10 protein-coding genes are annotated in these 15,705 nt (G+C 36.3%); 4 read left to right on the forward strand and 6 right to left on the reverse strand.

Annotated features, from left to right (window positions below; all coding sequences use genetic code 11):
• Window positions 1–103: 103 nt before the first annotated feature.
• From ICJ84_RS01840 to ICJ84_RS01865, 6 genes are all read right to left on the reverse strand, one after another.
• Window positions 104–1,906 (reverse strand): prolyl oligopeptidase family serine peptidase, encoded by a 1,803-nt coding sequence (locus ICJ84_RS01840; RefSeq protein WP_188214656.1) that lies wholly within the window; start codon window positions 1,904–1,906, stop codon window positions 104–106.
• 139 nt (window positions 1,907–2,045) lie between these two features.
• Complete coding sequence (locus ICJ84_RS01845) at window positions 2,046–3,593, reverse strand: family 43 glycosylhydrolase (RefSeq protein ID WP_241748660.1); 1,548 nt, start codon at window positions 3,591–3,593, stop codon at window positions 2,046–2,048.
• 75 nt (window positions 3,594–3,668) lie between these two features.
• Window positions 3,669–4,793: a glycoside hydrolase family 88/105 protein gene (locus ICJ84_RS01850; RefSeq protein ID WP_188214658.1), complete on the reverse strand. Its 1,125-nt coding sequence runs from the start codon at window positions 4,791–4,793 to the stop codon at window positions 3,669–3,671.
• Between the two features lie 12 nt (window positions 4,794–4,805).
• The gene (locus tag ICJ84_RS01855) at window positions 4,806–7,529 is read right to left on the reverse strand and encodes a glycosyl hydrolase (protein WP_188214659.1); all 2,724 of its coding nucleotides are present in this window, start codon (window positions 7,527–7,529) and stop codon (window positions 4,806–4,808) included.
• Window positions 7,530–7,550: 21 nt separating this feature from the next.
• Complete coding sequence (locus ICJ84_RS01860; protein ID WP_188214660.1) at window positions 7,551–8,819, reverse strand: oligogalacturonate lyase family protein; 1,269 nt, start codon at window positions 8,817–8,819, stop codon at window positions 7,551–7,553.
• A 59-nt stretch (window positions 8,820–8,878) separates the two neighbouring features.
• Window positions 8,879–10,246 carry a glycoside hydrolase family 28 protein gene (locus ICJ84_RS01865; protein ID WP_188214661.1) on the reverse strand — a complete coding sequence of 456 codons (1,368 nt, stop codon included), beginning with the start codon at window positions 10,244–10,246 and terminating at the stop codon, window positions 8,879–8,881.
• Between the two features lie 213 nt (window positions 10,247–10,459).
• Here ICJ84_RS01865 and ICJ84_RS01870 point away from each other — a divergent pair, with 213 nt between their 5' ends.
• The 4 genes from ICJ84_RS01870 to ICJ84_RS01885 are packed head-to-tail and all read left to right on the forward strand — an operon-like array spanning window position 10,460 to window position 15,642.
• The gene (locus tag ICJ84_RS01870) at window positions 10,460–11,845 is read left to right on the forward strand and encodes a sulfatase-like hydrolase/transferase (RefSeq protein WP_188214662.1); all 1,386 of its coding nucleotides are present in this window, start codon (window positions 10,460–10,462) and stop codon (window positions 11,843–11,845) included.
• A 12-nt stretch (window positions 11,846–11,857) separates the two neighbouring features.
• Entirely contained in the window at window positions 11,858–12,868 is a 1,011-nt protein-coding gene (locus ICJ84_RS01875) for a family 43 glycosylhydrolase (RefSeq protein ID WP_188214663.1), read from the forward strand.
• A 1-nt stretch (window position 12,869) separates the two neighbouring features.
• Window positions 12,870–13,196, forward strand: coding sequence for an L-rhamnose mutarotase (rhaM, locus tag ICJ84_RS01880; protein WP_188214664.1), 327 nt, complete (start codon window positions 12,870–12,872; stop codon window positions 13,194–13,196).
• A gap of 19 nt (window positions 13,197–13,215) precedes the next feature.
• Complete coding sequence (locus tag ICJ84_RS01885; RefSeq protein ID WP_188214665.1) at window positions 13,216–15,642, forward strand: DUF4982 domain-containing protein; 2,427 nt, start codon at window positions 13,216–13,218, stop codon at window positions 15,640–15,642.
• Window positions 15,643–15,705 lie beyond the last annotated feature (63 nt).

Below are 15,705 nucleotides of genomic sequence, written 5' to 3' on the forward strand. Positions count from 1 at the left end.
TTTTACATTTATTAAATTTTATTCTAAAGTAAATCCTAATTAAGAGAAAGGTATCCTGTACTTACCTGTATAATATATTGTTTTTCAGAGTTTTTGTATTTACCTATTGGTTTTTTAGTTTTTGAAACTCTTCTTGAGAAATGGTAAATATAGTTCCGTGTCTTGTTCCTGAGGGAAATTCAATTTTATTAGAGATATCTTCCCAGTGTTTTAAATCGGTTGATTGAACTGCGCCATATTTATGATCGGTATATTTATCGAAATATACAATCCATTTTCCATTCATTTTAATGGCTGTTGGTCCTTCTGCCCAGAATTTTCCTGTGATAGGAGCACTAGCCTCAGAATAAGGACCGTCAATCTCGTCACTAAAAGCAACTTTTAAGTTTTTCTGAACGGGCTTTTTAGTTTCATCCTTTAAAAACATCACGTATTTGTTAGTGTCATATTGCTTAATGGTTGCATCTATAACATTAAACCCTGGTTCGTAAAATAGTTTTGTAGGTGTAAAGGTTTCAAAATCTTTGGTTTTAGTGTAGTACATTCTATGGTTGTATCCTGCGTCTTCAACCGTTTGTGTTTCTGGAAATTTTCCAATAATAGTTGTTGCCCAATAAATCATGTATTCACCAGTTTTATTATTGTAAGTAATCTCGGGAGCCCAAGTGTTTCTTGCGCCTTCTTCGTGAGCCATAACCGGAATGAATTTTTGCTTAGACCAGTTAATTAAATCCTTTGAAGATGCATAACCAATCCCTTTATCTGTCCAACTAACGGTCCAAACCATGTGGTAAAGTCCATTGCCTCCTTTAATAATACAAGGGTCACGCATCAATTTATCCTTGCCAACTTCAGGTCTTAAAAAAGACGAGTCGTTTTTGAGAGAGGTCCATTTATAGCCATCTTCACTATACGCTAAATGTAAACCGTCTTCACCATTACCTTTAAAATACGAAAACATGTAAACTGGTTTTTCGGAAATAATTTTATTATCTCTTAGCCAGTTTTCACAGGCTTCAGACCATTGGGTATGTGTGCCTTTTCTACCTAAACCAAAACCATGACCACCATCTTTATAAATATGTATTTCTGCCGGAACTTTAAGCTTTTTTAAGGCTAAGTAGTAGTTGATACTGTTTTCAACCGGAACAGCATGGTCGTCGGTAGAGTGAATTAAAATGGTTTGCGGTGTGTTTTCATTGACTTGCTTTTCGTTTGAATATTTTTTAATCAATTCTTTTGATGCATTTTTCCCCAACAAGCTCACTTTAGATCCATTATGAGTAATACCGTCTTCCATGGAAATCACTGGATAAATAAGCATTGAAAAATCTGGTCTAGCACTAATATTATCAGCTTTATAAACTTTATCGTTATAATGTGTGGAAGCTGTTGACGCTAAATGACCACCAGCTGAAAACCCAATAATTCCAATTTTGTTAACATCAAGATGCCATTTATCTGCATTTCGACGTAAGGTTCTAATAGCTTCTTGTGCATCCTGTAATGGACCAATGGCTTTATCTTTCATAATGGCGTCGCTTGGGAGTCGGTATTTTAAGACAAAAGCAGAAATACCAAGGGAATTTAACCATTCTGCTATTTTATCACCTTCTTTGATGTGTGACAACACACTGTAACCCCCTCCAGGACAAACCACAACAGCAGGGGTTTTGGGGGTCGTACTTTCAACCAAAAAAGGTTTAAGAGTAGGAATAGATACTTGTCGAATAGCATTAGGTGTCCCATTGGAGTCTAATCGGAATTCCTCTTTATAATTTTTATTTTCTATGGCTTCCGGAATTGTCTGCCAAAGCAGCATTTCATCATGTTGTGCGAAACTATTAATGGTAAATCCTAAAATTAATCCAACAAATAGAAATGATATGCGGTTTATAGTTTTCATTTTATATAATTTTTAGTAAATGATTTTGGGTTTTCAATTTAAGGAATTGTGTGATTTTCGATTAATTTTTTGAGAGAAAGTAATCAAGAGTTATTATTACTTCTTCATGTTTTTAGAAACTTTTAATTGAATGTTCATTTTAATGGGTTTTCATGAATGAAATATCGTCAATCTGGCAATTTGCACCCGCTTGGCCATCGGCATAAAAGCCGATTTCTACTTTTCCATTTTTTACTTCAATATTGTTAAGAGTAATGGTTGACCAGTTTCCCGTTTTGTTGGTAATAGAAACATGTTTCTCAAACCCACCACTTTCAGCATACATATTTAATATTTTGAAATTGCCATTGGTTTTTATTTTCGCAGTTAAGGTATAGACTCCATCAGGTAATTCAACAGTGGGAGTAGATTCTATAAATTGAAATACGTTACGTTTAAAATCAACTTTATCTTCAATATTCAGACTTTTTTCACCAATAACATGTTTACGATCTTCTTGAGTGTTGAAATAATTAATTTGAGGTGATTCGGAATCTCCAACTAGAATAGCATTCCCCTGATATACTTGCGTTATCCATCCGGTAATATGTTCCTGAATAGGTTTTTCTGGAGAAGGAATAGCTCTTCTGTCGGCTTCAAAACTTGAGTTTTTAACATAATTATTATCGCTGGCAATCTGCCATTCACCGGTAGATGCATTTAAGTTCCATGAATTTAGTGAGTTGAAAACAGGGGTGTCATCTTCAAAAGACAAAGGCATCCATTGGTTATAACCCAACCCATTGCCTGCAAAATTAGCCCAGCGATCGCCACAATAAACTACAGTTTCCTGTTTGCTTCCTTTTACGTTTATAAAAAATCCGGTTTGTGTAATATGCGCAAAGTCGTCCATACAGCCTGGTGTGACCAACATTTCGTTAGTTGGGGTGTAGGGACCTTTAATGTTTTCGGCAACCAGATAATAGGCATATGATGAATCCCAGCCATAAAGATTTGATGCAAATACATAATACTTGTTATTGTATTTAAACATGCAGTTACCCTCACGTCCTTTGCCTTTGTAAATTTGAGTGCAATCCAGTAAGTCTACTTTTCCGTTTTTTATGCCAATTTCTGAAATGTATATTTTGTTACGTCCGCGTCCGTAAGAATATACCAGATACGATTTTCCGGTGTCGTAATCAGTGAAAACGGTTTGGTCGCCGGTATTTGATGTGCCAATCATTTCTGTCATATCTAGACGTCGGTGCCATTTAAAGTTTCCGTTAGGCACATCGGATAATGCAATTAAAACACCTGCATTATGCTGAATAAACAAAGCATATTGTTTCATTTCAGGAACATAAACAACACCCAATCTCCCCATCCAACGCGTGTTTTTATCATATGATAAGGCTTCGGCTTTCTCCAATACGCTATTTTCAAATGTCCAGTTGACTAAATCTTTAGAACTGTAACAGGTGACAGCAACAAAATTGTCTTTAGGTTGTGTGTATGATGGGTCTTTGCGGTATAATTCGGCTTCTTTGTAATATGCACCATACCAATAGTAAGTGTCTTCGCCGGTTTTCGGATTGGGGAAGATGAAAATACCACCACCCTGACTATAAATAGGTTTTCCGTCAACGGTGTTCCAAAAGGTATCGTTTTTAATGTTTTTGAACTGGGCATATACAATTAAGTTCATCAATAAGATTGATGAACTTAAAAGTTTTTTAATAGTAATAAATTCAATTTTCAACATAAGAAAGGGGAAACTTAATTACTTCATTCTATAAATTTCAGCACCGGCTAAAAGAAAACATCCTAAACCATAATCTTCGAAATCCGGAACTTTGGTGTATGATAAAGGCATACCATCTTTAGGTTCTTTTCCTGTAGATTGTAAATAACCAAGGAATCCGTTGTCGTTCAATGCTTCGTGAATAATGCCATTCCAGCCTTTTTCAATAACCGGGAGGTATTTGTCTTTACTTAAAAACCCATTATTAATGCCGTAAGCCATTCCGTAAATAAATAAAGCCGTCCCAGAAGTTTCTTTGCCACCAAAATGCGAAGCATCGTGTAAGCTTACGTTCCAAAACCCATCATTACGCTGAATAGGTACTAAGGCTTCGGCCATAGCTTTTAAATCTTTAATATATTGATCGCGGTGTGGTGCGTCTTCAGGAATAATTGATAACACCTTTGCCAAGGCACCAATAACCCAGCCGTTACCACGACTCCAGTAACAATCTTCTCCATTAGGTTCTGTGTAAGGCGGATCGAAATCGGCATCGCGCCACCATAGACCATCTTTAGGATTGTAAAGTCCGTTGTCGCCATGTTTATCTCTGGTATACATATACATCTCGTACATTTTTTCGAAGTAGCGATTATCGTTTTCTAAAACGCCTAATTTGGCAAATACAGGCATCCCCATTTGAATGGCATCAATCCACGACCAGTCATCTAATTGAGGTGTGTTTAATAACATGTTTATACAAGCCTTTGTGTTTCTTAGTTTTTTGGAATCAGGCTCTAAATTGTATAAGTCGATATAGGTTTGAGCCGCACAATAATCGTCTGCATTTCTATTGGCATTGCCGTTTCTAAAACCCCAGTTATGAAATTCTGCCCAATCATAAGCATAGTTGTAGTAAGCTTCATCTGGATAAATTTCATACAATGCCATGAGCCCTTCATAATACACGCCACGCGTCCAAATGTTACTTGGACGTTCTTTATTTGTGATAATCGTTTTGCCCACGTCTTGCCATTTTTCCATAAAATATTTGTTGGCAAGTTGCATGTCTTCTAAGACTTCTTTTTTGTTGAATGGTTGCTGAGCCAAACTTAATCCTGAAATTAAAAGTCCTAAGCTGAGTGATAAAAAATACTTTTTCATATGGTACGTTTATTAGTATATTGTCTTTTTTAAAGGAGTTAAGGTTACTGGGCCTAAAAGTCCTGAAGGTATCGGGCTCCAAAGGGTGGCGTCGAATTTTTGATAATCTTTATTAACCATGTTAATTTCGTAAAAGATTTTCCATTCTTCGCCTCTTAATTCTTTAGCACGAATACGGTTTGCAGGTAAATTGGTAACCTCTATTTTTAATTCGTTTGTTCCTTTTTTTAGTTCACCTAATTGAATGTTGAAAGGAGCTGACCAGACATCACCAATTAAGGTGCCATTCAGCCAAACCTTAGCACTTTCTCTAACATCGCCTAAGTTGAGTTTCCAGTTATCGGCATCAATTTTTGGAGTATCGAATTGGATGGAATAAGAAGCCGATCCAGAAAAACCTTCGGCCTCAGGATTTAAATTGGTCCATGATTGTAATGAATCTATTGTTGCTGAGGCAGGAAGTTGTGGACCGCCTTTTTCAAAATTGATGTTCCAGGTTCCTGTTAATGGAATCGCTTCCGCGGAAGCTTCAAAATAATTCCAGTCTTTTTGAGACTTGCTGTTTTCAGTTTTTAAAATATAAGATTTGCCGGGTTCAATTTGAAGTTTTACTAGGGTTCTGTTTTCTTCTTTTTTAACAATGGCATTTCCAACGTTGCGCGTTAACGGATCTAAAATAATAACTTCTTTATAGCCAATAGCAATAGGAACAAAGTCGTCTATAGTTTTAGATGTATGATTAACAATATAGTATATTTTTTCACCATTACTATCTCTTCTAATGAATTTCAAGCCGGTTTCAACTAAAGTTTCTGGGTTTACATTCGCCGCTTTTAAATCGATGAATAAATTTGTTGTTGGTTGAAATACGTTTTCATTATTTGAAATTAAATCTGATAGCTCTTTATTTTGATTTTCATAGTTATTAAACCCTGGAACCGATTCCGGAAGACCTTCAAAAATAATATGTGCACCAGACTGTTTTAATTCCATTAACTTCCTTAAGGTTTCAAGTGGCATAAATTCAGAATCGGGAACGACTAAGGATTTGTAAGTTCCGCCCGGTAAAACAATAAGTCCATCTTTAACAGAAGATTTAGCAATAAATTCATCTGAAATAAAATCAGCGTTATAGCCTTTTCTCATTAAACTTTTACATGTTTTATAAAATGGTGTGTCGTGAAGCCATTCGTCTAAAGAGTGAATTTTAAACTGAAAGAATAAAGTGTTGTTTAAGTTTTTCCCCCAAGTATCGTAGATAGGCCAGTACAGCAAAGTTTCGTTGTCCGGTTGCCCGGATTGAAGCATGGATTGACAATTTGAAATATATGAAAACAGCGATGGCACGTCTTCCCAAATAGTGTTATTCGGGTTGAAATTAACCGATGCATAGAATTTCCATCCCGGCCAAGCCGCGCGTTCTGGCGAGTAGGTGGAACCATGCAAAAATACGTGGTTAATGCCGTTAAGCATTAAATCTTCTACCTCAGGTTTACATTGTGATAAAGCGGTTTTAAAGTGGTCGCGTAGCCAGGTAAAGGTTTCCGATGAGGTTAAGGGTTTGCCGGCAATATGGGCTGCCGAAGACGAGAATTTTAACATCACCGGGTCGGCATCACCTTCACGAATATCGTCTAATTCACGTCTAAACCCAGGAATGTCATAAGGCATAGAACCAAAAGTTTCACATTCCGGAATATCAGCCGAAGCATATAAATCTATAAGGTTTCCAGGCGAGCCATGCGCTTGTAATTTTGTTTTGAATTGTTTTGAGTTTGCCCATTCAGTCCACGGTATATCAAATTGATTCAGTAATAAATCTGATAAGGTTTCTCGGTAATCACTTTTAATTCGGTTGCTAATATCACTATTGGTCGTATCTAAAAGTTGTTGTAAATACGGCAATACATCATAACCTCGACGTGTTTTAAAAGCTTCAAAAAACTCAGGTGTAAATGTGGTATCATACACTTCGTAACTATCATTGAAAATAGCACGGATTTTTCCGTCGAATCCAGTTAAAGCTTCATTGAAAGGTACGACGTATTCATTTAAAGCATCGGTAGAGTAGTGGTCTAAGGTATAACCGCTGCCACCTGGCGCTGCACGTTTTACTTGCTGACGTGTTTTTCCGCTAAATACAGCATAAATTGTGACATCAGTATCCAGTACTTGCTGGTTTAATATGGGTCTTATTTCTCGAGTATTTCCATCCTTATCAAAAGCCACAACATGTAATAATTTTGCTAAACCCAGCTGTTTTTTATCTTTGAATTCTATTTTATTATTAAAAACTGTACCCTCTTTAACAACATATTTTTCTATTAATAATTGGGTAGCGGCATGCTCGGGTGTTACTTGCGGTCCTCCATAAGGCCAGCCTGTTCCTAAAACCATATCGACACCCATATTCAGACTGTCGGCAATATGAATTGTATAATCCAGAATATCCATGTATTTAGGGGACAAGAAGTCGATAAAGTTTTCTTCTTCACCTTTAACACCATAAATCGGGGTGATTTCAACACCGCCTAATCCTGCTTTTTCAAAAGCAATTAAATGTGATTTAATGTTTGGTTTATCGACTGCACTTCCCATCCACCACCAACGCGTCCAGGGTTTGGTCGTATTGGTTTGTTCAGGCCAGGGTGATTCGTAGTTTGTGGTTTTATTATTACAATTAAGTAGCGTAAAGTACGTCAAAAATAGGAGGATATATGTCGATTGAATTTTCATGGAAACTTGTAAAATATAGGTTTAGTTTAATGTTGATGTTTTGGCGATATCGACTGCGTAAATTTGAGAACTTCCTTCAAAGTTAGCTCTAAAGATAATTTGTTTTCCGTTAGGAGAAAAATGCACATTAGGCTCTAAATCGTAGTTGTGATGTTTCATATTAACCAGTTTTTCAGAAACTAGACTGTCTCCTTTTGGAGTGAAATGATATAACCACATTCCGTCTTTAGCACGTGCTACCTGACCTGGATCACCACCATCACCGGTAAATGTTTTTTGGTCAGGTGAAATGTTGTAATGAATAGACCATTCATCTCTTTTTAGTGCGTAGCGTGTTTCTTTATCTGTTTCTAGATTTTTTCCAGAGAGATAAAAAGTAACGCTTCGCGGAATTTGTAAATCAAACCAAATGGTGTTTCCGTCAGGGCTGAAAAATTCATGACCCGCAATTTCTCGTTCCACGGTTCTTTTGTGTATTAATGTGGTGTCTTTCGTTTTTATGTTGATGTTCCAGATGCGGTCAACCTTATGCCATGGGCCTTCGTGACAATACATTAACAAATCTGGGTTAGTTGGTGAAAACTGAATATGGTTTAACCAGGCATTTTCAGAGTATATATCCTTAAATTCTTTAGTGTTTACATTAATGGTAATAAGGCTTCGTTCTAATTTTGCTTCGTAAACCTTATCAAAATAACTGGATTTTTTAGGGTTCTTTTTAAAGATTTCGTTTTCTTCTTTGGTAATTAAAGCACTGCCGAGTAAGGTTTCATCTGCATTTAAAGTGGTTACAGAACCAATAACATCATCATTAAATTTATAGATGAATTCGGTTTTTTGGGTGTCGATATGGGTAGTAAATACACTGTCTTTAATCATATAAAAGACTTTTCTCGATCTCGGTCCGATAATTTCTCCGCGTTTATTTCCAGGTTTATCAGTAATTTGAAGAACTTTTTTTGTGTTTAGATTCACAGTGAAAAATTGATTTCCTGTTTCAGAAGAACCAGAAAAAATCATTAAATCTTCAGTTCCGTCTTCCGATTTTAAAAACGGGTTATTATGAAAGTAAAAGCTACGGTTGTCTCCGGGTCTGTCGACTAGTTTTTCAACTTTATGACCAGTAGTAGAATCGATCCAAACTTTGGCTAATGAACTTTCCTTACCAGTTTCCATTAAAGGAAAAGTGCTGGTCGTTAAATCTTTTGATGTTTTGTTTTCGGAGGTATTGCTCTTGCATGAAAAATGCAGAAGTAATAACCCTGTTAATAGAATATTTAAAGGTCTCATTGGTTTAGTTTTAGTTGAAGGAGTTGGTTTTATGTTTTCATTTGTAATTAAATCAATTATTAATTTTCCATAAAATTAATTACGTTTTCATGGATATGTTTTTCCTTTAGGATGTTGTCTACTGATACATTTTTGAGAAAAACATTCTCGATAGGAAGCTCTGCCTGACCAAATATTTTTGATAGATATTCGGTTTCTGTTGCCGATACATTTTTTAGGTAAACATCACTAATCGGTGTTAGTCTTCTTTCAATAGTCGGTACTAAATCCCTCCATTGGTAAACTACATCGGTTTCTATACCTAAAACACCATTGGCGATTTTACCTGCTTTTATGTTTTCAACAAAAATGTTCTTGACATAACCGCCACGACGTTCGTTAGTTTTTATAAATACCAGATGAAACATTTTCGCCCCTTCAATCACATTACAGTTGTCTACAAAAACATTTTCTATACCCCCTGAAAGTTCACTGCCAATAGCCACCAATTGATGACCGTTTTTCATTGTGCAATTTCGCATGACAATGTTTTTTGAAGGCGTATTTAAGCGCCAGGCATCCTGATTTCTGCCAGATTTTATGGCAATGGCATCGTCACCTTGGTCGAAAACGCAGTTTTCAATCAATACGTTTTCACTCATTTCGGGGTCAACACCATCGTTGTTATGTCCGTGAGCATACACATTCAAATTTCTAATCACAACATCTTTTGAAAGGTAGGGGTGAATGGTCCAAAACGGACTGTTTTCAATAGAAATACCTTCTAATAAAATGTTTCGACTTCTGTTGAACTGAATAAACTGCGGACGAAAATGAGCTGAGTCGTTTACCATTTGACGTTCTTCAACAGGCTTATTATAGGATGCCAAATTGTAAAGGCGCTTTAAGCTATTCATATGAGGCTCTGGACGCGGAAACCAGGTTTCCCAAACATCCATTTTGGCTTTTAATTTACCTTGGCCAGTGATGGCTATATTTTTACATTGATAGGCATAAATAAGCGGAGAGTAATTGTAGCATTCCATGCCTTCCCAAGTTGTGTTTACAGCTGGTAGATAATCTTCAGGAGCTTCAGAAAATAATAAAACAGAACCTTTATTTAAATGTAGATTAACATTGCTTTTTAGATGAATGGTTTTTGTAATCCATTCGCCTTCAGGGATAACCACAATACCACCGCCAATTTTATTAGCTTCACTAATAGCGTCTGAAATAGCTTTCGAGTTTAGTTCTTTATTGCCCTTAACAGCTCCAAAATTGGTGATGTCAAATTGTTCACATTTGTTAAAGTCAGGAACTGTAATTGCAGGCATTTTAAAAGGAGCTTCTACTTCGATTTTAGAAGTTTGTACAGGGTAAGTTTGCTCTCTACATGAAGTAAAAAGGAAAACAGAGGCTATTAAATAGACGTAAGCGATTTTGGTCATTAATAATGGTTATTTGTTTAATTGGATAGTAAAAGTATTTTTTACGTTTATAAATAGTATCCTGTAGCGTCCTGTTTTTGTTGGGAATACGAGATGTGAAAGGTTGATTTTTGCGAAAGGAATGAAATATTGCAGCATACCACAGGATACTATTCCATAATCAAACAGATATCTTTATCTTCCAACTAACTTTTTAAAACATAATTAATATTCATGAGTATTAGGTTTTTACCATCCACTTCACTTTATTTTTTGTTTCTTTTGTTTGCAGCATGTAAAAATACTTCAAATCAAAAGGAAGCTGTCAAAAAAGCAAATCAAGGACTTAACGTTTTAGTTATTATTGCTGATGATGCCGGATGGAATGATGTAGGTTATAATGGTTCTGAAATCAGTACACCCAATATTAATAGTCTGGCAAATAACGGAGTAAAACTTAACAGATTTTATGCTAATCCCACCTGTTCACCTTCACGGGTATCGTTATTAACAGGTATGCCTTCCAGTCGTATTGGAGTTGTTGCACCTATTAGCGGAAAGAGTAATAAAACCTTGCCCGATTCGATTACCACATTACCTCAGGCTTTAAAAAAGAAAAATTATCAAAATGCTTTGTTTGGAAAATGGCATTTAGGTTTAGATATTTACAACGGACCAAACGCTTTTGGTTTTGATTATTCTTATGGGTTTTTACATGGGCAAATCGATCAGTATACGCACCGTTATAAAAACGGAGATGCTAGTTGGTACAGGAATGATAAAATGATTGAAGAAGAAGGGCACACTACCGATTTAGTGACAAAGGAGGCAATAGAGTGGTTGACCAAAAAACGAGATACAGCTAAGAATTTCTACGTACAACTGGCTTATAGTGCACCGCATTTTCCCCTACAGGAAGAAGAAAAATGGAAGAAACAATACTATAAAACCATAAAAGACAGTAGCCGAGTTGATTTTGCGGCAGCAATGACTCATATGGATCATGCTATAGGTAAAGTGCTTAAAACTTTAAAAGAACAGCATCTCGATGAAAATACGTTGGTGCTTTTTATTAGTGATAATGGCGCTATGGAAAACTGGTATCCAACGTATCAATATGATGGTAAATTTAAAGCAAATCAGGTTTTAGGAAGTAATTTTCCGTTGCGCGACTGGAAAACCTCTAATTACGAGGGTGCTATTCGAGTGCCAGCGATTGTTTATTGGAAAGGTAAATTACAACCGGAAGAGAATTCGAATTACATGGCAATAAGCGATGTGATGCCGACTATTTTAAGTTTAATAGGTGAAGACATTCCAAAAAATGTTGAGGGGGTAAATGTTTGGTCATCTATTGAAAATAGTAAAGTAGAAACCAATCACGATATTTACGTACGAGGGCATATTCAGGAAAGTTTGATTCATAAGCCATGGAAAATTATAAGAAATCGTCATAAAGATGGTTCACCTGCACTGTATCAATTATATAACATTGAAAACGATCCGGAAGAAAAACATAATATGATTGACGAACAACCGAAGGTGGCAGAAAAGATAAAAGAGTTGCTTCAAAATCAGTTTGAAAAAGATGATAAAACGGTAAATGTTGAATTAAAATAGATTCAAAGTTAAATGAAATTCAAATTACTTTGTTTAATCCTATTGCTGATTATATGTTCAATATGTGGTGCTCAAAAACCAAAATCAACTCAAGCAGGTATAGCCGATAAACCTTTATTTCGAGATCCCGTTTTTGATGGTGCTGCCGATCCGTCAATTCTTTGGAATAAAATAGACAAGGTTTGGTATATGTATTATACCAATCGACGGGCAAAAGACACGACTTTAAGCGGTGTAGCCTGGGTTCATGGAACAAAAATCGGAATAGCCGAATCTAAAGATGGAGCACACTGGACGTACAAAGGTACTTGTAATATCGATTATGACATTGAGAACGTTACTCATTGGGCTCCCGATGTTTTAGAGTATGATGGTATTTATCATATGTATTTAACCATTGTTCCGGGCATTTTTGAAGACTGGTATCATCCACGTTATATTGTGCATTTAACCAGTAAAAATATGGTGGATTGGGTGTTTCAATCTAAGTTAGAATTGGCTTCAGAACGCTGTATCGATGCTGATGTATTTAGACTACCAAACGGAACTTGGCGCATGTATTATAATAATGAAAATGATGGTAAATCTATTTATTATGCCGATAGTAAAGATTTGTATAACTGGGTAGATAGTGGAAAAAAAGTCGTTAAAGACCGAGGTGAAGGTCCAAATGTTTTCCATTGGAAAGGCAAAAACTGGATGGTTAACGATGCTTGGCGCGGATTAGGTGTATATTGGTCTGATGATTTTGAACACTGGAACCGACAAGAAAAAAATATTCTGGAAATTCCAGGAACTGGGGAAGGCGATAGAGTAAAAGGAGGGCATCCCGATATTGTAGTTAATAGAGATAAAGCCTATGTGTTTTATTTTACACATCCAGGGCGAACGCAAGAAAACAAAGGAAAAGATGCTTACAAAACCAGAAAAACATGTATTCAGGTCGCCGAATTAAAATGTGTGAATGGTGAAATAGTTTGCGATCGTAATGCACCTGTTTATATAAACTTAAATACTAATTAAAATGAAAAAGAATACTATTAGAAACGCCTTTAAAATGAAATTAAAACCAGGTTTTGAAGCCGAATATAAAAAGCGTCATGACGAGATCTGGCCGGAACTTTTAGAATTACTTTCAGATACCGGAATTCAGGATTACAGTATTTTTTTAGATGAAGAAACTTTAACCCTATTTGCGGTTCAAAAAATTAGTGAAGATTTTAATCACGATTTACTTCCAAACCACCCGATTGTTAAAAAATGGTGGACTTATATGGCCGATATTATGGATACAAATCCAGATCATTCTCCTGTGGCCATGCCATTAAAAGAAGTTTTTCATTTAGATTAGTAGTTTTAATTATCAGCTTATGCGTTTTTCATATTTTATTGTTCTAGTAGTTGTATTATCCACCTTTCAATTATCAGGGCAATCAAGACAGGTAATAGATTTAAAAGAAGGCTGGAAGTTTTCAAAAGAAAACATTCAATCTGCCTACGAGAAAGGGTTTGACGATACAAAATGGCAAGTGGTAAGTGTTCCTCACGATTGGGCCATTTACGGGCCTTTTGATAAAGAAATCGATAAGCAGACCGTAGCCATTGAACAAAACGGTGAAATGGAAGCGACTGAGAAAACTGGACGGACAGGCGCTTTGCCTTACATTGGCGATGGATGGTATCGTAAGTCCTTCAAACTTTCGGATGTTAAGGCATATCAAAAAGTGTTATTAACATTTGATAGTGCTATGAGTCAGCCAAAGGTTTATGTGAATGGGAAGAAAGTTGGTGAATGGAATTACGGCTATAATTATTTTTATTTCGATATCACCAATGTTCTCGAAAAAGACAATGTGTTAGCTGTGCATTTGACAAATCAAGGTGAGTCCTCACGTTGGTACCCTGGAGCAGGTTTGTACAGAAAAGTTCAACTGATTGTAAAAAATAAGGAGAGTATAGACCATTGGGGAACCTTTATCACCACACCACTGGTTTCAGAAGATGTTGCCAAGGTGAATGTAAAAACTAACGTTACAGGTAATAATTTAGAGCTGATTACAACAATTTTAGATGCTGATGGAAAAGAAGTCGCTTCGAACGGAACAACTACCTTGTTCGATAATCAATTCGATCAAAACATTCTGGTAAGTAATCCAAATTTATGGAGTCCGGAGTCTCCATATTTGTACACAGCGGTTTTAAAGTTGTATAAAGAAGATAAATTAATCGATGAGATATTTACAAAATTTGGTATTCGCACTATTGCTTATGAAGCTAATAAGGGCTTTAGTTTAAATGGTGAAGTAAGAAAGTTTAAAGGCGTGTGTTTGCATCACGATCTGGGACCTATTGGAGCCGCTGTAAACACTTCCGCTTTGCGTAGACAACTGCGAATATTAAAAGATATGGGAGTTGATGCCATTCGAAGTTCACACAATATGCCTTCGTTAGAACAATTGGAATTGTGTGACGAAATGGGCTTTATGTTTTTAGCCGAAAGTTTTGATGAATGGGCTAAAGCAAAGGTTAAAAATGGCTATCATCAGTTTTTTGAAGCTGATGTTGAAAAGGATTTAGTGAACCTTATACATGCCACTCGCAATCACCCATGCATTGTGATGTGGAGTTCTGGTAACGAGGTGCCTGATCAGTTTGGTGCCGAAGGTGTAAAACGTGCTAAGCGATTACAGGATATTTTTCATCGTGAAGACCCAACACGCCCTGTAACGGTTGGTATGGATCGTGTAGCACAAACCATGAAATCAGGTTTTGGAGCTTTGTTGGATGTGCCCGGATTAAATTATCGTGTGCATTTATATGAAGAGGCTTTTGAAAAATTTCCGCAAGGATTTATTCTCGGGTCTGAAACAGCTTCGACGGTAAGTTCAAGGGGAATTTATAAGTTTCCGGTTGAAAAGGCTAGTATGAAACAATACGACGATTTTCAATGTTCTTCTTACGATTTAGAGTATTGTAGCTGGTCTAATTTGCCGGATGATGATTTTGTGCTTCAGGATGATAAACCATGGGTAATCGGGGAATTTGTCTGGACTGGTTTTGATTATTTAGGTGAACCTACACCTTATGATGATAAATGGCCATCACGTAGTTCGTATTTCGGAATAAATGACTTGGCAGGACTGCCTAAGGATCGCTTTTATTTATACCGCAGCCGATGGAATACACAAGATGAAACGCTTCATATATTACCACACTGGAATTGGGAAGGACGGGAAGGAGAAACGACTCCTGTTTTTGTGTATACCAGTTATAACAGTACCGAATTGTTTGTTAACGGAAAAAGTATGGGGATTAAGAAAAAGAATCATGATACACCACAAAATCGTTATCGTTTAATGTGGATGGATGTGAAATATGAACCCGGTACACTTAAAGTCGTTGCTTACGATGATGATGGAAATTCTGTTGAAGAACAGGAAATTCGCACTGCAGGAAAACCTCATAGAATCATTTTGGAACAAGAAAAACAGGAATTAAAAGCGAACGGAGAAGATTTGGCTTTTGTTAGGGTTTCGGTAGTCGATAAAAAAGGAAACCCATGCTCAACAGCAACCAATCAACTACAATTTAAAGTAGCAGGAAATGGAACCTATCGCGCCGCATGTAATGGAGATGCAACATCTTTAGAATTGTTTCATTTACCAACCATGAAGCTCTTTAGTGGTCAATTAGTGGTCTTGGTCCAAACCACAAAGGAAGCTGGAGACATTCAGTTAAAAGTAAGTGGTAAAGGATTGAAAATGGGACAAATTACTTTAAAATCGGTTATTCCATAATCAAAAGGATGAAGAATTTATGCTGCTTTTGTAGGTCACGTTCAATTATATAAAATAAAAATG

The sequence above is a fragment of the Aestuariibaculum suncheonense genome, from assembly GCF_014596935.1.
Classification (GTDB): domain Bacteria; phylum Bacteroidota; class Bacteroidia; order Flavobacteriales; family Flavobacteriaceae; genus Aestuariibaculum; species Aestuariibaculum suncheonense.